General features: G+C 73.2%; 22 protein-coding genes. 5 read left to right on the forward strand and 17 right to left on the reverse strand.

What is annotated here, in order from left to right; all coding sequences use genetic code 11:
* Positions 1 to 55 precede the first annotated feature (55 nt).
* A complete protein-coding gene (locus tag AB0924_RS26965; protein ID WP_366912756.1) occupies positions 56 to 1,009 on the reverse strand; it encodes a 2-hydroxyacid dehydrogenase in 954 nt (317 codons plus the stop codon).
* 75 nt (positions 1,010 to 1,084) lie between these two features.
* Between AB0924_RS26965 and AB0924_RS26970 the strand changes: the two genes are divergently transcribed.
* Both AB0924_RS26970 and AB0924_RS26975 read left to right on the forward strand, forming a co-directional pair.
* Positions 1,085 to 2,083: an aldo/keto reductase gene (locus AB0924_RS26970; protein WP_358935638.1), complete on the forward strand. Its 999-nt coding sequence runs from the start codon at positions 1,085 to 1,087 to the stop codon at positions 2,081 to 2,083.
* Positions 2,084 to 2,181: 98 nt separating this feature from the next.
* Positions 2,182 to 3,351 (forward strand): PQQ-dependent sugar dehydrogenase, encoded by a 1,170-nt coding sequence (locus tag AB0924_RS26975; protein WP_358935636.1) that lies wholly within the window; start codon positions 2,182 to 2,184, stop codon positions 3,349 to 3,351.
* A 24-nt stretch (positions 3,352 to 3,375) separates the two neighbouring features.
* On the opposite strand, the gene AB0924_RS26980 is transcribed toward AB0924_RS26975, so the two are convergent.
* The 11 genes from AB0924_RS26980 to AB0924_RS27030 all read right to left on the reverse strand — a co-directional run bounded on the left by AB0924_RS26980 (position 3,376) and on the right by AB0924_RS27030 (position 13,332).
* Complete coding sequence (locus AB0924_RS26980) at positions 3,376 to 6,420, reverse strand: AAA family ATPase (RefSeq protein WP_366912758.1); 3,045 nt, start codon at positions 6,418 to 6,420, stop codon at positions 3,376 to 3,378.
* A 119-nt stretch (positions 6,421 to 6,539) separates the two neighbouring features.
* A complete protein-coding gene (locus AB0924_RS26985; RefSeq protein WP_366912759.1) occupies positions 6,540 to 6,731 on the reverse strand; it encodes a hypothetical protein in 192 nt (63 codons plus the stop codon).
* Between the two features lie 196 nt (positions 6,732 to 6,927).
* Positions 6,928 to 7,596, reverse strand: a complete 669-nt coding sequence (locus AB0924_RS26990; RefSeq protein WP_366912760.1) for a hypothetical protein — start codon at positions 7,594 to 7,596, stop codon at positions 6,928 to 6,930.
* A 35-nt stretch (positions 7,597 to 7,631) separates the two neighbouring features.
* Positions 7,632 to 8,207 (reverse strand): GNAT family protein, encoded by a 576-nt coding sequence (locus tag AB0924_RS26995; RefSeq protein WP_358935628.1) that lies wholly within the window; start codon positions 8,205 to 8,207, stop codon positions 7,632 to 7,634.
* A gap of 69 nt (positions 8,208 to 8,276) precedes the next feature.
* On the reverse strand, positions 8,277 to 8,600 hold the full coding sequence (locus AB0924_RS27000; RefSeq protein WP_358935626.1) for a hypothetical protein: 324 nt from the start codon (positions 8,598 to 8,600) through the stop codon (positions 8,277 to 8,279).
* A gap of 140 nt (positions 8,601 to 8,740) precedes the next feature.
* Positions 8,741 to 10,255 (reverse strand): Asp-tRNA(Asn)/Glu-tRNA(Gln) amidotransferase subunit GatB, encoded by a 1,515-nt coding sequence (gene gatB / locus AB0924_RS27005; RefSeq protein ID WP_358935624.1) that lies wholly within the window; start codon positions 10,253 to 10,255, stop codon positions 8,741 to 8,743.
* Between the two features lie 16 nt (positions 10,256 to 10,271).
* Positions 10,272 to 10,511 (reverse strand): hypothetical protein, encoded by a 240-nt coding sequence (locus AB0924_RS27010; RefSeq protein WP_351664495.1) that lies wholly within the window; start codon positions 10,509 to 10,511, stop codon positions 10,272 to 10,274.
* On the reverse strand, positions 10,508 to 12,013 hold the full coding sequence (gene gatA / locus AB0924_RS27015; RefSeq protein WP_358935707.1) for an Asp-tRNA(Asn)/Glu-tRNA(Gln) amidotransferase subunit GatA: 1,506 nt from the start codon (positions 12,011 to 12,013) through the stop codon (positions 10,508 to 10,510). The genes AB0924_RS27010 and gatA overlap by 4 nt, the downstream gene beginning before the upstream one ends.
* Positions 12,010 to 12,306 carry an Asp-tRNA(Asn)/Glu-tRNA(Gln) amidotransferase subunit GatC gene (gene gatC, locus AB0924_RS27020; protein WP_018544665.1) on the reverse strand — a complete coding sequence of 99 codons (297 nt, stop codon included), beginning with the start codon at positions 12,304 to 12,306 and terminating at the stop codon, positions 12,010 to 12,012. Before gatC ends, gatA begins: the two co-directional genes overlap by 4 nt.
* 127 nt (positions 12,307 to 12,433) lie before the next feature.
* On the reverse strand, positions 12,434 to 12,928 hold the full coding sequence (locus AB0924_RS27025; RefSeq protein ID WP_366912761.1) for a cupin domain-containing protein: 495 nt from the start codon (positions 12,926 to 12,928) through the stop codon (positions 12,434 to 12,436).
* A gap of 32 nt (positions 12,929 to 12,960) precedes the next feature.
* Entirely contained in the window at positions 12,961 to 13,332 is a 372-nt protein-coding gene (locus AB0924_RS27030; RefSeq protein ID WP_358935619.1) for a DUF4267 domain-containing protein, read from the reverse strand.
* 87 nt (positions 13,333 to 13,419) lie between these two features.
* On the opposite strand from AB0924_RS27030, the gene AB0924_RS27035 reads away from it, so the two are divergent.
* Positions 13,420 to 14,007, forward strand: a complete 588-nt coding sequence (locus AB0924_RS27035) for a TetR/AcrR family transcriptional regulator (RefSeq protein WP_358935617.1) — start codon at positions 13,420 to 13,422, stop codon at positions 14,005 to 14,007.
* A 64-nt stretch (positions 14,008 to 14,071) separates the two neighbouring features.
* On the opposite strand, the gene AB0924_RS27040 is transcribed toward AB0924_RS27035, so the two are convergent.
* The 5 genes from AB0924_RS27040 to AB0924_RS27060 all read right to left on the reverse strand — a co-directional run bounded on the left by AB0924_RS27040 (position 14,072) and on the right by AB0924_RS27060 (position 21,075).
* Complete coding sequence (locus AB0924_RS27040) at positions 14,072 to 16,312, reverse strand: bifunctional diguanylate cyclase/phosphodiesterase (RefSeq protein WP_366912762.1); 2,241 nt, start codon at positions 16,310 to 16,312, stop codon at positions 14,072 to 14,074.
* 260 nt (positions 16,313 to 16,572) lie between these two features.
* Entirely contained in the window at positions 16,573 to 18,768 is a 2,196-nt protein-coding gene (ligA, locus tag AB0924_RS27045) for an NAD-dependent DNA ligase LigA (RefSeq protein WP_366912763.1), read from the reverse strand.
* A 15-nt stretch (positions 18,769 to 18,783) separates the two neighbouring features.
* Entirely contained in the window at positions 18,784 to 19,785 is a 1,002-nt protein-coding gene (locus AB0924_RS27050) for a methionine synthase (RefSeq protein WP_358935611.1), read from the reverse strand.
* Between the two features lie 44 nt (positions 19,786 to 19,829).
* Positions 19,830 to 20,528, reverse strand: coding sequence for an SDR family oxidoreductase (locus AB0924_RS27055; RefSeq protein ID WP_358935609.1), 699 nt, complete (start codon positions 20,526 to 20,528; stop codon positions 19,830 to 19,832).
* Positions 20,529 to 20,535: 7 nt separating this feature from the next.
* Entirely contained in the window at positions 20,536 to 21,075 is a 540-nt protein-coding gene (locus tag AB0924_RS27060) for a TIGR00730 family Rossman fold protein (protein WP_358935607.1), read from the reverse strand.
* Positions 21,076 to 21,126: 51 nt separating this feature from the next.
* Between AB0924_RS27060 and AB0924_RS27065 the strand changes: the two genes are divergently transcribed.
* Both AB0924_RS27065 and AB0924_RS27070 read left to right on the forward strand, forming a co-directional pair.
* Positions 21,127 to 21,459 (forward strand): DUF427 domain-containing protein, encoded by a 333-nt coding sequence (locus AB0924_RS27065; RefSeq protein ID WP_366912764.1) that lies wholly within the window; start codon positions 21,127 to 21,129, stop codon positions 21,457 to 21,459.
* 63 nt (positions 21,460 to 21,522) lie between these two features.
* Positions 21,523 to 22,302: an alpha/beta hydrolase gene (locus AB0924_RS27070; RefSeq protein ID WP_366912765.1), complete on the forward strand. Its 780-nt coding sequence runs from the start codon at positions 21,523 to 21,525 to the stop codon at positions 22,300 to 22,302.
* The last annotated feature ends 561 nt before the right edge of the window (positions 22,303 to 22,863 follow it).

Raw genomic sequence — 22,863 nt, forward strand, 5'->3', positions numbered from 1 at the left:
CGAAGATGTCAACACGTTCCGCGCTCGAAAGATTGCGGAGGGTGCCGGGAGTGTGTCAGGTCCCCGTAGTGAGGATCACGTTCCGCAAGGGCTCGTGGTTCACGAATCGGTGCAACTGGTCCACCAGAAGCCGCTTGGCGCGCGGCATGAAGGCCGAGGTGGGGCCGCCGACGTGCGGGCTGATGAGCACGCCGGGCGCCGTCCACAGGGGGTGTCCCGGCGGCAGGGGCTCGGGGTCGGTGACGTCGAGGGCGGCGGTGATGCGTCCCTTCTCCACCTCGGTGAGCAGCGCGTTCGTGTCCACGACAGGTCCGCGGGAGACGTTGACGAGCAGCGCCCCGTCCTTCATCAGGCTGAGGAAGTCCGCGTTCACCAGACCTCTGGTCGCCTCCGTCAAGGGCGTGGAGAGGATCACGACATCGGCTTTCGGAAGCAGTGCGGGCAACTCGGTGAGCGGGTGCACGGGACCGCGCGCCGTGGTGCGCCCTGAGCGCGCGACGCGCGCCACCCGCGCGAGTTCGAAGGGCGCGAGCCGGTCCTCGATGGCGGCGCCGATGGCGCCGTAGCCGATGATGAGGGCGGTCCTGTCGGCGAGCGCGGGGTGGAAGCCCCCGCGCCACTCGCCCCGGTCCTGGGCCCGGACGAAGTCGGGGATGCCCCGCAGGGAGGCGAGGACGAGCGCGAGGGCCAGTTCGGCCGTGCTGGCCTCGTGGACTCCGCGCGCGTTGCACAGCCGGACACCCGGGGGCAGGTGCCGCAGACCCGGGCTCACGTGGTCGACGCCGGCCGAGAGCGTCTGCACGACCCGTACGGTGCTCATGCGGTCCATCGGCCGCAGGCCGACGGCGCTTGCACGCATGTACGGCACGACGTAGAACGCGCAGTCGGCGGGGTCGCCGGGAAACTCCTGTTCGCCGTCGTCGCCTCCGTCCCAGAACAGGTAGCGGGGCCCCTGGGGAAGCCCCTCGATCTCCTCCGGCGCGATGGGAAGCCACACGTCTTGTGTCATGGCAAGGAGGCTATGTCAGGCCTCCGGGCGTGGGGCGTTAGGTTGGGGGACCGGACGAGGGAGGTTCACGAGCAGGTGGAGCGCAGGACGATCGGCGCGGGTGCGCTCGCGGTGGGGGCCGTCGGACTCGGATGCATGCCGATGAGTTGGGCGTACACCGGCTCCCGGCAGCGGGGCGACGAGTCGCTCAGAGCCGTGCACCGGGCGCTCGATCTGGGCTCGACCCTGCTGGACACGGCCGACATGTACGGTCCGTTCACCAACGAGCTGCTGCTGGGGCGGGTGCTCAGGGAGCGGCGCCGGGACGCCTTCGTGTCGACGAAGGCGGGGCTGCTCGTGGGCGAGCAGCACATCGTGGCCAACGGCCGCCCGGGCTATGTGAAGAGGGCCTGCGACGCCTCGCTCAGGCGGCTGCAGACCGATGTGATCGACCTCTACCAGCTGCACCGCGCCGATCCCGAGGTCCCCGTCGAGGAGACCTGGGGCGCGATGGCCGACCTGGTGCGGGCCGGGAAGGTACGGGCGCTGGGCCTGTGCGCGGTGGGCGCGCGCGCCGGCCGCCGCTCCGGCAGCCGGCTCTACGACACCACGCTGCGTCAGCTGCACCGGGTGCAGCAGGTCTTCCCGGTGAGCGCGGTGCAGGCGGAGCTGTCGGTGTGGTCGCCGGAGGCGCTGGACACGCTGCTGCCGTGGTGCGAGGCGCGGGGCGTGGGCTTCCTGGCCGCGATGCCGCTGGGCAACGGCTTCCTGACCGGCACGCTGACGCCCGGCGAGGGTTTCGAACCGGACGACGTGCGTGCCCGGCACCCCCGCTTCACGGCCGAGATGATGGCGGCCAACCAGCCGATCGTCGCCGGTCTGCGCCGCGTCGCCCGCCGGCACGGCGCGGACGTCACCGCGGCGCAGGTGGCACTGGCCTGGGTGCTGGCGCAGGGCCGTCAGGTGATCGCGCTGCCCGGTACGAAGCGGGAGCGCTGGGCCGGGGAGAACGCCGCGGCGGCCGCGCTGCGTCTGACCGCGGAGGACCTGGCGGAGGTGTCCCGGCTGCCGGCGGCGCGGGGCTCCTGGGACTGAGCGGTCCGGCATGCGGCGCGCGCCGCGCGGGAACCCTGGCGGGACGGGCGGAGTATGAGAGGGAGACGCTGTCGTACGTCCGCCGCTGCGAAGGGACCATGATCGTGCAACGCCGAGTTGTGACGGCCGTGTTGGCCGCGACCGCGCTCCTGCTGACGGCGGGCTGCTCCTCCGGCGGCCAGGGCTTCCCGGGTGACGGCGGGAGCACCGCGCCGAGAGGGACGGCGACGGCCACCGCTCCGTCCGGCCGGGACACCGGGTCCGCGCCGCCGGCCAAGGGATCGGTGAAGGTGCTGCGCACCGTCGCCGACGGCCTGAAGACGCCGTGGGGCCTGGCCCCGCTCCCCGGCGGCGGGCTGCTGGTCTCCTCCCGGGACGACGGCACGATCACCCGCGTCGACGAGAGGACGGGCCGCGAGACCGAGCTGGGCACGGTCTCCGGGGTCTCCGCGGAGGGAGAGGGCGGCCTGCTCGGCATCGCCCTCTCCCCCGGCTTCGCCTCGGACCACATGATCTACGCCTACTTCACCTCGGCCTCGGACAACCGCATCGTCCGGATGCTGTACGACGAGGGGAAGCCGGCCGGTGAGCAACTGGGCGCCCCGGACACGGTCTTCAAGGGCATCCCCAAGGGGGTCATCCACAACGGCGGCCGGATCGCGTTCGGCCCGGACCGGATGCTGTACGCGGGCACGGGCGAGAGCGGCGACCGCGGACTGGCCCAGGACCGGAAGTCGCTGGGCGGCAAGATCCTCCGTCTGACCCCGGAGGGCGAGCCGGCCCCCGGCAACCCGTTCCCCGGCTCTCCCGTGTACTCCTACGGCCACCGCAACGTCCAGGGGCTGGCCTGGGACTCCAGGCAGCGCCTGTTCGCCTCCGAGTTCGGCCAGGACACCTGGGACGAGCTGAACGCGATCGTGCCGGGCGGCAACTACGGCTGGCCGGACGCCGAGGGGCGGTCCTCCGGCGCCGGGTTCCGCAATCCGGTGGCCCAGTGGCACACCGACGAGGCTTCCCCGAGCGGGGTCGCCTACGTCGACGGTGTGATCTGGATGGCCGGTCTCAAGGGCGAACGGCTGTGGCGCATCCCGTTGCGCGGCACCACCGCCTCGGCGGCCCCCCAGGCGTTCCTCACCGGCGAGTACGGCCGGCTGCGCACCGTCGTCCCGGCAGGGGACGGCAAGGTGTGGCTGGTCACGAGCAACACCGACGGCCGGGGGTCGCCGAAGAAGGGGGACGACCGGGTGCTGGAGGTGTCGATCCGCTGAGCGGCTTTCTCGCGGCCGCCGTGCTCATCCCGCCACCAGCCGCTCCTCGGTGTCCGGCGGGAACAGGCCGAGCCGGTGTGCCACCGCCGCCGCCTCGCCCCGGCCGGAGACGCCGAGCTTGGACAGGATGTTGGAGACGTGCACGCTCGCGGTCTTCGGGGAGATGAACAGTTCCTCGGCTATCTGGCGGTTGGTGCGGCCGGCCGAGACCAGGCGCAGGACGTCCCGCTCACGGCTGGTGAGGCCGAGGGCCGACGCCGGATCGGCGGCCGCGAGGGCCCGGCGCGGGGCGTGGCCGAGGGTGAGCCGGGCGCGCTGGGCGAGCCGGGCGACCGCGTCGGCGAGCGGGCGGGCGCCGAGGTGGCCGGCGACCGTCCCGGACAGTCTCAGCAGTTCCGCGGCCCGCTCCCGGTGCTCCTCGCCGCCGTCGGTCAGCAGGGCCTGGGCGAGGCGGTGGCGGACCCGGGCCAGGTCGTAGGGGCGGTCCAGGCCCTCGAACGCCGTGACCACCGGTGACCAGGTGCCGTCGGTGTCCCGGCCCTCGGCCCGGCGCAGTTCGGCGCGGGTCCACTGGTCGTAGGCGCGCCACAGGGGGGCGTCGGCGATGAGCCGGCGGGCCGCCTCGGAGAGCCGGCCGAGCATGTCGGCCCGGCCCGCGTCGGCGGCCGGCAGGGTGCCGGCGTCGGCCTCCGCGGTGGCCATCGCCAGCAGCAGGGGCCAGGCGTAGCGCTGGGTGCCGGGCGGGAAGCCGGCCTCCATGGCGGTCAGGAACTCGGCTCGGGCGTCGAGGAGCCTGCCCTCGCAGGCGGCGACTCCCACGGCGATGCGGGCCAGGGGCAGTCCGTTCTGGGGCATCGGGTCGCGGGTGCCGTAGTGGGCGCGGGCGGTGGCCAGTTGGCGGGCGGCCTCCGCGCCGTCGCCGTGGGCCAGGGCGAGGTGGGCCAGGCGCAGGGCGCCCGCACCGCGGGGTTTGGCGCTGCGTCCGATGCGGATCGCCTGTCCTGCCGCCTCGGCGGCCTCGTCCCACCGGCCCAGCGAGTACAGCGCGTCGGAGAGGTTGCCCCAGACCCAGGCCTGGGAGTCGGGCAGCCCGTACCGGCGGGTGAAGGCGATGCCCTCGCGCAGGATGGGTTCGGCGTCCCGGTCCCGGCCGACGGACTGCATCGATCCCGGCAGGTTCACATGGGCGCGGCCCGCCACCTGGGACACGCCCTCGGTGATCGCCTCCTCCTTGACCCGGGACATCTCCGCGAGCCCGGCCTCGATGTCACCGGCGTCGACCATGAGCCCGCCCAGGGTGAGGCGGGCGTTGAGCTCGATCTCGCGAGCGTTCACCATCCGCGCGTACTCGACCGCTTGCTCGGCGTCCGCGAGGGCCTCGGGTCCGGGCCGGTGCAGCATGGACCAGCCGGCGGACTCCGTCAGCACCTCGGCGTGCACCTCGGAGGGCGGCAGGCCCCGCACCAGCTCCTGCGCGGTGGCCAGTTCCGGCCATCCGTCGCCGCGGGCCAGGGCCTGGACCAGGCGGGAGCGCTGGACCCAGAACCAGGCGGCGCGCAGCGGGTCCGGATCGTCCTGGAGCAGTTGCAGCGCCCGCTTCACGATCTTCAGGGCGCGTTCGCGTTCGCCGCCGAAGCGGCCGGCGACCGCCGCCTCGGCCATGAGGTCGAGGTAGCGCAGCGGGGTGGTGGCCGGATCGCAGCCGCACGGGGGATAGACGCCGGTGTAGTCCACCGGGCGCAGGGCGGAGCGGACCTCTCCGGGCACGGTGTCCCACAGCTCCATCGCCCGCTCCAGCAGCCGCAGTTGCTCGGTGTAGGCGTGCCGGCGGCGGGCCACGACTGAGGCCTTCAGGACCGCGGGCAGGGCCTTGGCGGGGTCGTGGGCGTGGTACCAGTAGCTGGCCAGGCGCATCACGCGGGCGCCCGCGGGGACGAGCGAGGGGTCGGCCTCCAGCGCCTCGGCGTAGCGGCGGTTCAGGCGGGAGCGTTCACCGGGCAGCAGGTCGTCGGCGACGGCCTCGCGGACCAGGGCGTGCCGGAAGCGGTAGCCGTCGCCGTCCGGGGTGGCGGTGAGGATGTTCGCGCCCACGGCGGCGCGCAGTGCCTCGATGAGGTCGTCCTCGGTGAACCGGGCGACGGCGGCGATCAGCCGGTACTCCACGGTGGAGCCGCCCTCGGCGACGATCCGGGCGACCCGCTGGGCGCTCTCGGGCAGCTTCTCGACCCGGACCAGGAGCAGGTCGCGCAGGGAGTCGGAGAGACCGGTGCAGCAGCCCTCGCAGCCGGCGACGGCCAGTTCCTCGACGAAGAAGGCGTTGCCGTCGGAGCGTTCGAAGATCGCGTCGACCTGGGCGGGGTCGGGTTCCGCGGCGAGGATGCCGGCGATCTGGCGGGCCACCTCCTCGCGGGTGAACCGGGCGAGTTCGAGGCGCCGGACGGTGCGCAGCCGGTCGAGTTCGGCGAGCAGGGGGCGCAGCGGGTAGCGGCGGTGGATGTCGTCGGCGCGGTAGGTGGCCAGGACCAGGAGGTGGCCGGTGCGCAGGGTGCGGAAGAGGTAGGCGAGCAGGTGGCGGGTCGAGGCGTCGGCCCAGTGCAGATCCTCCAGGACGAGGACGACCGTGCGCTCGGCGGCGGCCCGCTCCAGCAGCCGGGCGGTGAGTTCGAACAGGCGGGCCGTGCCCTGCTCGTCGTGGCGGCTCGACGCGGCCTCGCCGAGCTCGGGCAGCAACCGGGCCAGTTCCTCCTGCTGTCCGGCGGCGGCGGCGGCGAACTCCTCGGGCAGGGTGTCGCGCAGGGCGCGCAGCGCGCTGGAGAAGGGGGCGAAGGGCAGCCCGTCGGCGCCGATCTCCACACAGCCGCCCACGGCGACGACCGCGGACCGGCGGCCGGCGACGGCGGCGAACTCCTCGACGAGGCGGGTCTTGCCGACCCCCGCCTCGCCGCCGAGCAGCAGCGCCTGCGGCTCGCCCGCGGCGGCACGGGCGAGCGCGTCGTTCAAGGTGTCCAACTCGTCGGCGCGGCCGACGAACACGGGACTGACGGACCTGTTCTCCACGGGCCCGAGCATCGCACGAGGTCCGGAGGGCGCGGGACCCGTTTTCCACAGTCCCGGTGCGATGGTCGTAACAACAGCCGGGGCGGCCGTGCCGGTACCGGCCCCCGTGCCGGTACCGGCGGGCCCGGCGCTCACGCGGTGCGCGGGAGCCGGTGCCGGCGGGGGCGGTCGGTATGGGGTTCGGCGCCGGTGGTGCCGAGTCCGGCCGTCTCCTCGCGGCGTGCGGCGCGCCGGGCGCCGACCGCCTCGCGTGCCAGGCGTTCCTGGGCGGCCGCACGGCGCAGTTCGGCGTGACGGAGCCGGTGGGTCTCGAACTCGTACATGGCGTGGTCCTTCCGGGGGCCGGTGTCGGTGTCGCTCGTTGCGATGCCTCCACACTCGTCCCCCAGGGGGGTGCGCCACATCGGGAGAGTTCCGCATCTTGGGGACCCGTGTCCGGGCCCGGACACGGGTAAGGGGCCCCAGGGGCTCCCTAAGGTGCTCAGGGATTCCCTAAGGCCCCGGCGGACCCGCGGGTTATCAGCCCGTGGAGGGCAGGGCGAGCAGCGCGTCGGAGTACTTCAGGACGGCCAGCAGCAGGCCGATGACGCCGAGCGAGACCCCGCCCCACGCGACCGACCTGATCCACGCGGCCCGCGGGCGGCCGGGGGCGCCGAACGCGGGCCGGACGAGCACGACCACGCCGGTGACGAGCGCGGCCAGCGCGAAGAGGCCGGCCCACAGGGCGGTGGTGTGCCAGGCGTCGCCGTAGACCTCCTTGATCTGCTTGGCGACGCTCGCGCCGGAGGAGGTCTGGAGCTGGCCGACCAGGGTCTCGCGGGCGGCGGCGACGGTGCCGATCCAGCCACCGGTGAGGGAGACCAGGCCCAGCGCGGCGGAGACCACGGCACCGGCGCCCAGTCCGACTCCGGAGGGCGCCTTCCGCGCGGGCTCCTCCTCGAAAGCGTCGTACTCCTCGGACACGTCGGACTCCCCGGACGCGTCGGACTCCCCGGAACCCTCCGGTCCTTCGGGCTCCTCCCGTCCCCCGGCCTTCGGTGTCGCCCCGGTCCCCCGCGTCTCCTCGCCGTTCCCGGCCGGGCCGGTGCCGTTCGCCGTGTTCGTGGCGTCCGCCCCGGTGGCGGCCGCTGCCTCCTCCGCCGTCCGCTCGTCGTCGGTCCTGTTGACGTCCTGTGTGTTCGTTGCCATGCCCGGCACCGTACGGATGCCGTCTGAGAGGTCCCTTAATGATCGTCGGACGCGGTACGCGCGCGTGCCGCACGCCACTCGGGGGCCAGCACCGACCAGATCTCGGTGTCCGTGCGCACGCCCCGGTACGGGTAGTTCTCCCGCAGCACGCCCTCCCGGGTCATGCCGAGGCGCCGGGCCACGCCGATGCTGGGCTCGTTGGCCGACGACACGTGCCACTCCACCCGGTGCATGCCGCGCTCCTCGAACGCCCAGCCCAGCAGCACCCGCATGCCGCGCGTGACCAGCCCGCGCCCGGCCGCCGCCGGCTCCAGCCAGCAGCCGGCCTCACAGACCCCGCTGGGGGTGTCCCACACCCGGAACAGCAGTCCCCCGGCCAGCCTCCCGTCCAGCCACACCCCGTGCAGGCTGCCGGCGTCGGCGCCACGCTTCTCCGCGTACGACGCGAGGTAGGCGCGGGCGGCGTCCAGGTCGGTCACCACGTCCGGCAGGCCGACGTGCCGGCCGATGAACTCCCGTCCCCGGTCGATGTTGGCGAGCAGGTCCGCCGCGTGCCAGACCTCCAGGGGCCGCAGTTCGGCGCCGTCGTCACCCAGGGACATCACGTACATCGCGCTGCCGCTCCTCCCGCTGTACCGCCGTCCGGACGTCGCTCACCCTCTCACGGGCGCCGGCCGCGTTCAGTCGAACTGGTCGCCGAGGGCCATGACCGCCGTACCGGCGACCAGCAGCCACAGGGCCCGGCGGGTACGGCCGCGGGCGCCGAGGACGGCGGCGAGCGCGCACACGGCGGCACCGAGGGCGTAGGCGGCGGGGACGAGGGCCGGGGCCGAGCCGGTGAGCCGGAGCAGCGCGGCGGCGCAGCCCGCGAGGCAGAGGAGGGCACCGGTGCCGGCCGCGGTCCACCGGGCCCGGCGGGCCTCCGAGACGTCGTCGTCGTGGCCGTCCGGCTCGTCCGCCTCGGCTATGGCGGGTTCGGCGTCGGAATCGGTACGTCCACTCATGGCGGGTGAGCGTATAACGTCCGCCCTTTCACGCCGGTGCGGGGCCGTGTTCCCGGCCGGCTCCCACGGCCGCCCGGACGGTCGCGGCGCAGCGCGACGGCCCCGGAGGGGGATGCCTCCGGGGCCGTCGCGGTGGTGGCTCAGCCCTCGCTGACGCCCAGCTTCTCGAGGATCAGCTCCTTGACGCGGGCCGCGTCCGCCTGACCCCGGGTCGCCTTCATGACCGCGCCGACCAAGGCACCGGCCGCGGCCACCTTGCCGCCGCGGATCTTGTCCGCGACGCCCGGGTTGCCGGCGATGGCCTCGTCGACGGCGGCGGTCAGCGCGCCCTCGTCGGAGACGACCTTCAGACCGCGCTTGTCGACCACCTCGTCCGGGGTGCCCTCGCCCGCGAGGACGCCCTCGATGACCTGGCGGGCCAGCTTGTCGTTCAGGTCTCCGGAGTTCACCAGCTCGGTGACCCGGGCGACCTGCTGCGGCGTGATGGCCAGCTCGTCCAGCGCCTTGCCCGACTCGTTGGCGCTGCGCGCCAGTTCGCCCATCCACCACTTGCGGGCCGAGGCCGCGTCGGCACCGGCGTCGATCGTGGCGACGATCAGGTCCAGCGCGCCGGCGTTCAGGATCGCCTGCATGTCGGTGGCCGAGATGCCCCACTCGGCGAGCAGCCGGGTGCGGCGGGCCAGCGGCATCTCCGGCAGCGCGGCGCGGATCTCCTCGACCCACTCGCGGGACGGGGCGACCGGGACGAGGTCGGGCTCCGGGAAGTACCGGTAGTCCTCGGCCTCCTCCTTCACGCGGCCGGAGGTGGTGGAGCCGGTGTCCTCGTGGAAGTGCCGGGTCTCCTGCACGATCGTGCCGCCGGACGACAGCACGGCCGCGTGCCGCTGGATCTCGAAGCGGGCCGCCCGCTCCACGGACCGCAGCGAGTTGACGTTCTTCGTCTCCGAACGGGTGCCGAACTTCTCGGTGCCGTTCGGGCGCAGCGACAGGTTCACGTCGCAGCGCATCTGGCCCATCTCCATGCGGGCCTCGGAGACGCCGAGCGCCCTGATGAGCTCGCGCAGCTCGCGGACGTACGCCCGGGCGACCTCGGGGGCGCGCTCGCCGGCGCCTTCGATCGGCTTGGTGACGATCTCGATGAGCGGGATGCCCGCGCGGTTGTAGTCGAGCAGCGAGTGGGACGCGCCGTGGATACGGCCGGTGGCGCCGCCGACGTGCGTCGACTTGCCGGTGTCCTCCTCCATATGGGCGCGCTCGATCTCCACGCGGAAGCTCTCGCCGTCCTCCAGCTGCACGTCGAGGTAGCCGTTGAAGGCGATCGGCTCGTCGTACTGGGAGGTCTGGAAGTTCTTCGGCATGTCCGGATAGAAGTAGTTCTTCCGGGCGAAGCGGCACCATTCGGCGATCTCGCAGTTCAGCGCGAGGCCGATCTTGATCGCGGACTCGACGCCGGTCGCGTTGACGACCGGGAGCGCGCCGGGCATGCCGAGGCAGACCGGGCAGGTCTGCGAGTTGGGCTCGGCGCCCAGCTCGGTCGAGCACCCGCAGAACATCTTGGTCTTGGTGCCGAGTTCGACATGGACCTCGAGGCCCATGACGGGGTCGTACGACGCCAGCGCGTCCTCGTACGACACCAGGTCGGTCGTGGTGGTCACGGTGAAAACTTCCCTCTCAGCCCAGCAGGACGTCGTCGTCGCCCAGCCGCTTCAGCTCGCGGTAGAGGATGGCGAGGCCGGTGACGATCGCGACGGCGGACACGGTGGCGTCGATCAGCCGCAGTGTGTCCTGCTCGGCGCGCGCCTTCTTGATCTGCTTGGCCACGCCGAACGCGCTGAACGCGGTCCCGGCCATCGACAGGTACGTGCCGGACTTCGACTTCTTGAAGCCCTTGGCCTTGTTCAGTGCGCTCACAGCGACGGAGCCTCCTCGATCAGCGGGTGCCCCCACCTTTCCACGAAGGCGGCCTCGACGGCGGCTCCGACCTTGTACAGCCGGTCGTCCTTGAGCGCCGGGGCGATGATCTGCAGGCCCACCGGGAGGTTGTCCTCCGGGGCGAGACCGCAGGGCAGCGACATGGCCGCGTTGCCCGCCAGGTTGGTCGGGATGGTGCACAGGTCGGCCAGGTACATCGCCATCGGGTCGTCGGCACGCTCGCCGATCGCGAATGCGGTGGTCGGCGTGGTCGGCGACACGATGACGTCGACCTGCTCGAAGGCCTTCTCGAAGTCACGCGTGATGAGCGTGCGGACCTTCTGCGCGGAGCCGTAGTAGGCGTCGTAGTAGCCGCTCGACAGGGCGTAGGTGCCGAGCATCACGCGTCGCTTCACCTCGGGGCCGAAGCCCGCCTCACGGGTGAGGGAGGTGACCTCCTCGGCGGAGTGGCTGCCGTCGTCGCCGGTCCTGAGGCCGTAGCGCAGGCCGTCGAAGCGGGCGAGGTTGGAGGAGCACTCGGACGGCGCGATCAGGTAGTACGCGGAGAGCGCGAGGTCGAAGGACGGGCAGTCCAGCTCGACGATCTCGGCGCCCAGCTCCTTCAGCAGCTCCACGGACTCGTCGAAGCGCTGCACGACGCCGGCCTGGTAGCCCTCGCCGCGGAACTGCTTGACGACGCCGACCCGCATGCCCGCGACGCTGCCGTTGCGCGCGGCCTCGACCACCGGCGGGACCGGGGCGTCGATGGAGGTGGAGTCGAGCGGGTCGTGCCCGGCGATGACCTCGTGCAGCAGGGCCGCGTCCAGGACCGTGCGGGCGCAGGGGCCGCCCTGGTCGAGGGAGGAGGAGAAGGCGACCATGCCGTAGCGGGAGACCGCGCCGTAGGTCGGCTTCACGCCGACCGTGCCGGTGACGGCGGCCGGCTGGCGGATGGAACCGCCGGTGTCGGTGCCGATGGCGAGCGGGGCCTGGAAGGAGGCGAGCGCGGCGGAGGAGCCGCCACCGGAGCCGCCGGGGATCTTGGTGAGGTCCCAGGGGTTGCCGGTCGGGCCGTAGGCACTGTTCTCGGTGGAGGAGCCCATGGCGAACTCGTCCATGTTGGTCTTGCCGAGGATGACGACGTCGGCGGCCTTCAGCCGCTTGGTGAGCGTCGCGTCGTACGGCGGGATCCAGCCCTCGAGGATCTTCGAGCCGACGGTGGTCGGCACGCCCTCGGTGGTGAAGATGTCCTTCAGCGCGAGCGGGACGCCGGCCAGCGGGCCGAGCTTCTCGCCGCGGGCCCGCTTCTCGTCCACGGCGCGGGCCTGGGCGAGGGCACCCTCGCGGTCGACGTGCAGGAAGGCGTGCACCTTCTCGTCGACGGCCTCGATGCGGGCGAGGTGGGCCTCGGTGACCTCGACGGCCGTCAGCTCGCCGGAGGCGATCTTCTCGGCGGTCTGCGCCGCCGTGAGCTTGATGATGTTGCTGTCCGTCATGGTCAGTCCTCCCCCAGGATCTGCGGCACCTTGAAACGCTGCTGCTCCTGGGCCGGGGCGCCGGAGAGCGCCTGCGCGGGGGTGAGCGAGGGACGGACCTCGTCCGCGCGCATGACGTTCGTCAGCGGCAGCGGGTGGGAGGTCGGCGGTACGTCTTGGTCGGCGACCTCGCTGACGCGGGCGACCGCGCCGATGATGTCGTCGAGCTGGCCTGCGAAGTGATCGAGTTCTTCGGGCTTCAGCTCCAGACGCGCCAGCCGGGCGAGGTGGGCGACCTCCTCGCGCGTGATGCCAGGCATGCAGCGATCCTCTGGGGTGAGTGTGTGTGGTTTGGGGTCAATCCTATGGGGCGGGGGGCCGTGCCCGTGAAACGGTTCCGCCGCGCCCCCGCCCGTGCCCCCGGCCCGCGGCGGCCTCGCCCCCGGCTCAGTGGCGCCGGGCGTCCCAGGCCCGGCTCCTCAGGAAGTGGTTGTCGTACAGATCCTGCACCTCCAGCAGGCTCTCGGGGGTGGCCTCGCCGAGGGCGATGCGCTGGAGGTGGCGGAAGTACTCGAAGCGTTCGACGCCCGGGGTGAGCACGATGAGCAGGTCGGCGTCGGCTCCCGGCACGGCGGCGAAGGCGTGCGGCCTGCCGGGCGGGACGACGACGAGGTCGCCCGGGCCGGCGGTGACGACGTCGTCGCCGGAGAGGATGTCGGCGGCGCCGTCCAGCAGGAAGAACATCTCGGCGGAGTTGTCGTGCCAGTGCGGTTTGGCGCCGTCGGCGCCCTCCCGGAGGGTGACCCGCTGGGTGGACAGCGCGCCTCCGGTCGCGCTGCTGTCGGCCAGCAGGCGGATGGTGGTGGGCGCGCGGCCGACCACCTCGGCCTCGGCCTCGCGGACGATCACGGTCTCGTCGAACTTCGGAACGAACAGCGACATCTTCGAACCCCCTGGTGACGGTGGCGCCGCGGTCAGACGAGGAAGAGCAGGGCGGCGCTGATCAGTACGACGACCGCCGTGGCGAAGTGGACCCCGAACGCCACGGCCCGCGCACCACCGTGCCGCAGGACTATCAGCGTGTCACCGAGCGGCACGAGGGCCACGCCGACCATGAACCAGGCCTCGGCCCGCGCTCCGGCGAAGGCCAGCAGCACCAGGCCCACCACTCCGAGGGCGCCGTCCCGGAGGCCCTTGATCGTGAGGTAGGCCCCGGCGTCGCCGGCCGGGTCGGCCGGTACTCCGTAGCCGGCCGCGGAGGGCCCGGGCCGGAACAGGAAGCGGTAGCCGAGGAACAGGCAGAACAGGTCGAGCACGACAGCCAGGGTGTAGGCGGTGACGGTCATGTCATCTCTCCTTGCTAGCAGCGCTAGTGGTACAAGCGAAGCTAGCAGAGCGGAGGCAGAAACGCTAGCAGTGCTAGAATCGCGGCCATGTCGATCCAGACGCGCCGGGAGCGCGAACGAGCGGAACGCGAGCGGCTGATCGTCACGGCCGCACGGGAACTCGCGGAGGCGGAGGGCTGGGACGCGGTCACCACGCGCCGGCTGGCCGCCGAGATCGAGTACAGCCAGCCGGTCCTCTACAGCCACTTCAAGGGCAAGGGCGCGATCATGGCCGCGGTCGCGGTACAGGGTTGCGCCGACCTGGCGGCCGAGCTGCGGACGGCACGCGCGGGACTGCGGGACCCCCGGGATCCGCGGGAGTCACTGGCGGCGGTGGCGCGGACGTACACGTCCTTCGCGCGGCGCCGGCCGGCCCTCTACGACGCGATGTTCACCCACCTGGTGGACCTGCCGTTCGCCACGCCGGAGGCACCCGCGCCGCTGCAGGAGGCGTTCGGGGAGCTGCTGCTCGCGGTGGAGCCGGTCGCGGTGGAGGGTGACGAGCCGGGGCTGCTCACGGAGACGTTCTGGGCGGCCCTGCACGGGCTGGTCACGCTGATGCGCAGCGGACGGCTGCCGGAGGAGGCGCACGAGCGCAGACTGGACCTGCTGATCGGGCACTTCGCGGCGATCTGACCGCCCGCGCCCCGGCACTGCCGGCCGGGCACTTCGCGGCGGGCCGACCGCCCGCGGCCGGGCGCTACTCGGCGGCCGGCAGCGCGGCCCGCGGCCGCTGCCAGCCGCGCGACCCGCGGGCCCGCAGCCACGCGGTCGTCTCGTCCGGCGGCATCGCGGCGGCGACCAGCCACCCCTGCACCGCGTCGCAGCCGAGGTCGCGCAGCCGCTCCCAGGTCTCGTCGTCCTCCACGCCCTCGGCGACGACGAGCAGGCCCAACGAATGCGCCAGGTCGACCGTGCAGCGCACGATCTCGGCGTCCTCGGTGTCCACGGCCAGCCGGGCCACGAAGGAGCGGTCGATCTTCAGCTCGCTGACGGGGAGCCGGCGCAGGTGCACCAGCGAGGAGTACCCGGTGCCGAAGTCGTCCAGGGACATCTTCACGCCGTGCCCGGTGAGCGCGGCGAGGGTGTCGGCGGCCCGCTGCGGGTCCTCCAGCAGGACGTGCTCGGTGATCTCGAGCTGGAGCGCCCCGGCCGGGACTCCGTGCCGCGCGAGGCGGGCGGCGACCGAGCCGGCGAAGCCGGGCGTGTGCACGTCGCGCGGGGAGACGTTGACCGCCACCGGCACCCGCAGCCCCTGCGCCCGCCAGGCGGCGACCTGCCCGAGCGCGGTCTCCAGTACGTACTCCGTCAGATGGGGCATCAGCCCGGAGGACTCGGCGATCGCTATGAACTCGTCCGGCGGAACCTTCCCGCGCTCGGGATGCACCCACCGGACCAGCGCCTCCAGGCCCGCGACCTGACCGTCGAAGCGCACCTTGGGCTGGTAGTGCAGCTGCACCTCGTGGGCGTCCAGCGCCCGGCGCAGATCGCCCAGCAGACCGAGCCGGTCGGGCGTGTTGGAGTCCCGTTTGGACTCGTAGACCTCCACGCCGGTGCGGTCCCGCTTCGCCTGGTACATCGCCACGTCCGCCCGCCGCAGGAGACCTTCGGCGTCCAGCGCGTGGTCGGGGAAGACGGCGACGCCGGCGCTGGCCTCCAGGACGAGGGTGAGCCCGTCGAGGTCGAGCGGGGAGCTGAGTTCCGTGACGAGGCCGCGGGCGACGCGGGTGGCGGAGGTGGTGGAGTCCGCGACGGGCAGTAAGACGGCGAACTCGTCGCCGCCGAGCCGGGCGGCCTCCGCGCCGCGCGGCAGGGCCTGGCGCAGGCGGTCGGCGATCTGCAGCAGCAGCCGGTCGCCGGCGAGATGGCCGAGGGTGTCGTTCACCGAACGGAACCGGTCGAGGTCGATCAGCATGAGCGCGGCGCGGGCGCCGATCCGCTCGGCGTCGTCCAGGGCGGTCCAGATCCGCTCCAGCAGCCACTGCCGGTTGGGCAGCCCGGTCAGCGGGTCGCGCAACTGCTCCTCGGCGCGGGCCCGGGCCATCCACAGCGTGGAGTCGAGGGCGATGAGCGGGATGGCGAACAGCGGCAGCAGGACCGGCCGGGCGTCGGCGACCACGCACACCAGCGGGGCGATGCCGAGCAGCGCCACGGCGAGCAGGCCCTGCCGGACCAGGGCGGTGCGGGCGACCGTGGGCAGCGGGCCGCCGCGCGGTGCCTGCGCGTACCACAGCAGGCCGCGGCTGACCGCGAGGTAGGCGGCCGCGACGACCACCACCTGCGGCGCGGTGGCGATGCCCCAGCTCTCGGGCCGCCAGGGCTCCTCGACACTCGGCACCCGCCCGAAGAAGCCGAGCACCAGGGCGCCGGCGCTGATCCCGAGGATGTCGACCGCGCCGTGCAGTACGCCCTGCGGCCAGCGCTGCCGTCTGGCCGTGCCGACCAGGACGACGACGGTGAGACTGACCATCCCGGCCGGCATCCAGCCGTACAGCAGCAGGACGGCCAGGGTGAGGGCCGCGCCGGAGCCCGTGCCGCCCCACCAGCGGGCGCGGCCGAGCATCACGAGGTGGCCGACGATGATGCCGGTGAGCACGGCCAGCGACCAGCCCCGCGTCTCGCACGGGAACAGGGCGTGGTGGCCGGCGAAGGCACGGTAGAAGCCCGCCGCCAGAGCCAGCGCGGCGGCGGCCACGAGGGCCGCGTGCGACGCGGGCCAGGGCGGACGGCGTTCGGGGTCGGTGCCGGGTTGTGTCCGGGCGGCCTCGACGGCCGACGGGACCGTGGGGTGGGACTCGGGCGCGGCGCCCGCTTGGGCCGGGTGCGGCCGGGCAGGGGTACGTCCGGCGCCCCGCCCCGTCCACCGGGTCCCCCGCCACGCGCCCGCACGGCGGCGCAGGCGCAGCCGTGCGTGCGGGGCGGCGCTCTCGGTCGGTTCCATTCCCGTCCCTCTCACAGCCGGCGGTGCCCACGCCACGCGGCCCGGTGCCCGACAACCATCAGCGGCTCCGCGTTGAACAATCCTTTCCCCGTGCCCCTGGCGGACAGGGGGATGCCCCAACCGCAGCTGGGCACGGCAGGCGCACGCCTCAACAGTAGGCCGCGGAAGGCTTCCTGGGGCAGCGGTCGTCAACGGTTGCCCGAATGCGCCCGGGCCACCCGTATGCATCTGATATGCACCGATCGGGCGGCCTTCAACCGCTACTCCTCGGTCGGAAGCGCCACTTCGGCCGCCGCTTCGGGTCCCTGCTCCAACAGGACGCCGAAACCGGCCTCGTTCAGCACGGGAACCTTGAGCTGCATCGCCTTGTCGTACTTCGATCCCGGGTTGTCGCCGACGACCACGAACGAGGTCTTCTTCGAGACCGAACCGGTCACCTTGGCACCGCGGCTCTGCAGTGCCTCCTTGGCACCGTCCCGGGTGAAGTTCTCCAGCGTGCCGGTGACGACGACGGTGAGCCCCTCCAACGGACGCGGGCCCTCGTCCTCGCCGGACGACTCGTCCTCCAGCGGGACCCCGGCGGCCTTCCACTTGCGGACGATCTCGCGGTGCCAGTCCTCGGCGAACCACTCCTTGAGGGCGGCGGCGATGATGGGGCCGACGCCGTCGGTGGTGGCCAGCTCTTCCTGGGTGGCCTGTTCGATTCGGTCGATCGAGCGGAACTCGCGCGCGAGGGCCTGTGCCGCGACCGGGCCGACGTGCCGGATGGAGAGCCCGTTCAGGAAGCGGGCGAGGGGACGGGACTTCGCCGCCTCGATGTTCTCCAGCAGCGTCAGCGTGTTCTTCTTCGGTTCGCCCTTCTGGTTGGCGAACACCGCGACGACCTTGTCCTCGCCGGTCTTGGGGTCCCTCTTGGGCAGGCCGCTGTCCGGGTCCAGCACGTAGGCCCGGATGGGCAGCAGCTTCTCCACCGTCAGGTCGAACAGGTCGCCCTCGTCGACCAGCGGCGGGTCGGACGGCTCCAGCGGCTGGGTGAGCGCGGCGGCGGCCACGTCGCCGAAGTGCTCGATGTCCAGGCACTCGCGGCCCGCGAGGTAGGACACGCGCCCGCGCAACTGGGCAGGGCAGGTACGGGCGTTGGGGCAGCGGAGGTCGATGTCGCCCTCCTTCATGGGCCGCAGCGGGGTGCCGCACTCCGGGCACTCGCCCGGCATCACGAACTCCCGCTCGCTGCCGTCCCGCAGGTCGGCCACCGGGCCGAGAATCTCGGGGATGACGTCACCGGCCTTGCGCAGGACGACGGTGTCGCCGATGAGTACGCCCTTGGCCTTGACGACCTCCTGGTTGTGCAGGGTGGCGAACTCGACCTCGCTGCCCGCGACGGTGACCGGCTCGACCTGGGCGTACGGCGTGACACGCCCCGTGCGGCCGACGCCCACCTTGATGTCGACGAGCTTGGTGTTGACCTCTTCCGGGGCGTACTTGTAGGCGATCGCCCAGCGCGGCGCCCGCGCGGTGGAGCCGAGACGCCCCTGGAGGCGCATCTCGTCCAGCTTGACGACCACACCGTCGATCTCGTGTTCCACGGAGTGCCGGTTCTCGCCGTAGTGGGCGATGAACTCCCGTACTCCGTCGAGGTCGTCGACCACCCGGTTGTGCCGGGAGGTGGGCAGCCCCCAGGTCTTCAGCAGGTCGTAGGCCTGGGAGAGACGGGTCATGCCCGTGAAGCCCTCCAGGGCGCCGATGCCGTGGACGACCATGTGCAGCGGGCGGGTGGCGGTGACGCGCGGGTCCTTCTGACGCAGCGAACCGGCGGCGGCGTTGCGGGGGTTGGCGAAGGGCTTGTCCCCGGCCGCGACCAGGCGCTCGTTGAGTTCGAGGAACTTCTCCATCGGGAAGTAGACCTCGCCGCGGATCTCCACCAGAGCGGGGACGTCGTCGCCCTTGAGACGGTCCGGGATGTCCGCGATCGTGCGGACGTTGGGTGTGATGTCCTCGCCGGTGCGGCCGTCGCCGCGGGTCGCCGCGCGCGTGAGGCGGCCGTTCTCGTAGGTGAGGTTGACGGCGAGGCCGTCGACCTTCAGCTCGCACAGGAAGTGGTACTCCTGCTCGCCAAGTTCCCTGGCGATGCGGTCGGCCCAGGCGGCCAGCTCGTCGTCGTTGAAGGTGTTGTCCAGGGACAGCATCCGCTCGCGGTGCTCGACCGCGGTGAACTCCGTCGCGTAGGACCCGGCGACCTTCTGGGTCGGCGAGTCCGGCGTGCGCAGCTCCGGGTAGCGCCCCTCCAGTGCCTCCAGGCTCTTCAGGAGCTGGTCGAACTCCGCGTCGCTGACGACCGGGGCGTCCTTCACGTAGTACCGGAAGCGGTGCTCCTCGATCTGCTCAGCGAGCTGCGCGTGCTTCTCCCGTGCCTCGGCGGGCACTGCCGTCTCCGCCTGCTGCTTGTCGCCGGCCACCGTGTCGTCCTCCCGTTACTCTGGGTTGTCCGCGAGGGATCTCGCCGCCCGGACGCAGTGGGCGAGCACCTGGCGTGCGTACGCGGGAGAAGCGCCCGCGAGACCGCATGCCGGGGTCACCGTGACCGCCTCCGCGAGCAGCCCGGGACGCAGCCCCAGCCTGCGCCACAGCGTCCTGACACCCATGACGCTACCGGCAGGGTCTGACAATGGGCCGTCCGTGCCCGGCACGACACCGGCGAACAGGCGGATGCCGGCCTCCACGGCCTCGCCGATGGCGTCGTCGTCACGTTCGGTGAGGAGTGAGAAGTCGAAGGAGACGGCGTCGGCGCCGGCCCGGCGCAGCAGGGCGAACGGCACGTCGGGGGCGCAGGAGTGGACGGCGACCGGGCCGTCGTCGTGCACCGCGATCACGTCCCGGAGCGTGGCCTCGACCAGCTGCCGGTCCACGGCCCGGTGGGTGCGGTAGCCGCTGGCGGTCCGCACCTGCCCGCGCAGTACGGCGGTGATCGAGGGCTCGTCGAGCTGGAGCACGAGGCGGGCGCCGGGGACGCGGCGCCGCACCTCGGCGAGGTGCAGCCGCAGCCCCTCCGCCAGCGAGGCGGCGAGGTCGCGGCAGGCGCCCGGGTCCGACAGCGCGGCCTCCCCGTTCCTCAGCTCCAGGGCGGCGGCCAGGGTCCAGGGCCCGACGGCCTGCACCTTGAGGTCGCCCTCGTGGCCCTGGGTGAACTCCTCCAGCGCGTCGAGGTCCTCACCGAGCCATGACCGGGCCCGCTTGGTGTCCCGGCCGGGCCGGTCGCCGAGCCGCCAGCCGCTGGGCTCCACGCGCGCGTACAGCTCGACCAGCAGCCCGGCGGTGCGCCCGATCATGTCCGCGCCGGGCCCGCGCGCGGGCAGCTCGGGCAGGAACGGAAAGTCCTCGAAGCTGCCGGTGACGGTCCTGGCGGCCTCCCGGGCGTCCCCGCCGGGCATCGACCCGATCCCGGTGGCCCCACCGAAGCGAATGTTGTCGTCCACGGGGTGAAGCCTACGTAGCCTTCGCGCCCCCGGGTGACCGGCGGTCAGCGGCCCGGGCGCACCGTCAGGTCGTTGATCTCCGCGTCCCTCGGCAGATCCAGGGCGGTGAGGATGATGGTCGCCACCGACTCGGGGTCGATCCACCGCGAGGCCTCGTACTCCTTGCCCTCCTGGTGGTGCACCTTGGCCTGCATGGGGCTGGCCGTACGCCCGGGGTAGACGGAGGTGACGCGGACGCCGTTGCCGTGCTCCTCCTGGCGCAGGGAGTCGGCCAGCGCCTTCAGACCGTGCTTGGAGGCGGCGTACGCCGACCAGCCCGCGTGGGCGTTCAGGCCGGACCCGGAGTTGACGAAGATCACATGGCCGCGGGCGGCGCGGAGCTGGGGCAGGAAGTGCCGGGTCAGCTCGGCGGGAGCGATCAGGTTGACGTTGAGCTGGTGGCGCCAGGACTTGGGGGTCAGCTCGCCGACCTCGCCGAGGTCGACCACTCCGGCGATGTGCAGGAGCGAGTCGACCCGCTCCGGGAGCGTCTGGTGGGAGAAGGCCCAGGAGAGCTTGTCGGGATCGGCGAGGTCGCCCACCAGGGTGCGCGCCCCGGGGAACTCGGCCGCCAGTTCCTTGGCGCGGCCCGCGTCGCGCGCGTGCAGGACGACTTCGTCCCCGCGCGCGTGCAGCCGGCGGGCGACGGCCGCGCCGATGCCGGAACCTGCCCCGGTGATCACATGAGTAGCCATGTCCGCCATGCTCGCATCAGCCGGCCGCCAGTGACTCCTCGAGGTGGGCCAGAGCGGCCGCCGGCTCCTCGGCGAAGAACATCAGCTCGGCGAGCGGGCGGGGCAGGAAGCCCTCCGCGTCCATGCGGCGGAACTGCTGCTGGAGCCCGTCGTAGAAACCGGCCGTGTTCAGCAGCACCACCGGCTTGTCGGTGCGGCCGTGCTTCTTCAGCTCCAGGATCTCGGTGGCCTCGTCCAGGGTGCCGGTACCGCCCACCATGATCACCACCGCGTCGGCCTTCTCCAGCAGCAGCCTCTTGCGCTCGGCGAGGTCGGCGGCGATCACCATCTCGTCGGCGCCGGGGCGTGCGTTCGCCGCCAGGAACTCCACGGAGACGCCCAGCAGCCTTCCGCCCGCATCCTGCACCCCGTCGGCGACGACCTTCATCAGGCCGACGTTGGAGCCGCCCCAGACCAGGGTGTGGCCGGCCTTGCCGAGCAGTTCCGCGAACTCGCGCGCGGGCCGGGTGTAACGCTCGTCGAGGTCGGCGGCGGAGAGGAAGACGCAGATGTTCATGCCGTCCACCGTACGCGGGAAGAAGTCCGGGCCCGCCGGCGCTGTCCTGGTATGACCCGAGGACACACGATCACCATCGAACAGGGCGAGCGGCGCGTGCGGGCGGTGCACGGCGGCCAGGTGCTGGCGGAGACCGGCCGTCCCCTGCTGCTGCGCGAGACGGGCTGTCCGGTGCGGTACTACATTCCCGCCGAGGACGTCCGGCTGGATCTGCTGACGCCGTCCGGCACCCACACCGTCTGCCCCTTCAAGGGCACCGCCTCCTACTGGTCGCTGCCGGGCGCGCCCGACCTGGTCTGGGCGTACCCGGACCCGAAGCCGGACGTGGCCGCGATCAAGGACCACATGTGCTTCTACGAGGTGGAAGAGGTCGAAGAGGCGTGACTCTCCCCGACACCGACGTGTCGTGACCGGTGAGTCCCGCGCCGTGCGGCAGTCTGCACGGGCATGGACAAGAAGACGACTTCCCGCGACGGCACCTCCCTCGCGTACCAAGTGATCGGCCGGGGGCCGACGGTGATCCTGGTGAGCGGCGCGATGTCCACCGGCGGCACCGTGGCGCCCCTGGCGCACCGGCTCGCCGGCGACTGCACGGCCGTGGTCTACGACCGCCGGGGCCGCGGCGAGAGCGGTGACACGGCGCCGTACTCGGTGGAGCGCGAGGTCGAGGACCTGGCCGCGCTGGTCGACGCGGTGGGTGGCGCGGCGGGTCTGTTCGGGGTCTCCTCGGGCGGCGCGCTGGTGCTCGAGGCGGCGGCGAGCGGCCTGCCGGTCCGTCAGGCCGCCGTGTACGAGGTGCCCTTCGCCGACTTCCTGGACGGCGGGGCCGGGAAGCGGGCGTACACCGAGCGTCTGCGGGAGGCGCTCTCGGCCGGCCGGCGCGGGGACGCGGTGGAACTGTTCCTGCGGCTGACGGGTCTCGGCGAGGAGACGATCCGCAGCGCGCGCGAGTCACCGATGTGGGCCGGCATGGAGTCCGTCGCGCCCAGTCTGGCGTACGACGACGCGGTCCTGGGTGACGGACTGCTGCCCCGGGAGCGGCTGGCCGCGGTCTCCGTGCCGGTCCTGTCGGTGGCGGGCGGGGCGAGCCCCGGCTGGCTGCGCGAGGCGGCCGGGACGGTGGCCCGGGCCGTGCCGCGGGGCACGTACCGCGCCCTGGAGGGCCAGACCCACGCGGTGGAGCCCGAGGTACTGGCCCCGGTCCTGGCGGAGTTCTTCACCGGCTGACCGGTCGGGTGAGGACGGGCCCGGCCCGGTGGGGCGGTGCTCCGGACCCGTCCTCGTCCTAGGGGTCACTGCCCGGACCCATCCCCCGAGGTGGGTCCGGGCAGCGTCAGGGTCGCCCCCGGCCTCGCTCCCCTCCGTGCGGGACCGGGACCCTGCGTGGGGGGACGCGCCACCCCGGCCCGCCCTCGGGGTGGGCTCGGGCGGAGCAAGGGCCGCCTCCCGGACTCACCCGCCGAGCCTGACCCGCGCCCTGCGGGCGGGAACGGCGTCCCGTGGGGGAACGCCTCCCGGACGACCGGCGTCCCGTGGGGAGGACGCCGTCCGGGACCCGGCTCCCGCGACCGGCCCGCTGCGGTGGGGTTGCAGCCGGCCGATCACTCGGGGTGGGCCCGGGCGGAGCAAGGGCCGCCTCCCGGACTCACCCGCCGAGCCTGACCCGCGCCGTGCGGGCGGGAACGGCGTCCCGTGAGGGGAACGCCTCCCGGACGACCGGCGTCCCCTGGGGAGGACGCCGTCCGGGACCCGGCTCCCGCGACCGGCAGCCTGCGGGCCAGGGGCACT

Source organism: Streptomyces sp. NPDC047869, assembly GCF_040704065.1.
In the GTDB taxonomy this organism is placed as follows: domain Bacteria; phylum Actinomycetota; class Actinomycetes; order Streptomycetales; family Streptomycetaceae; genus Streptomyces.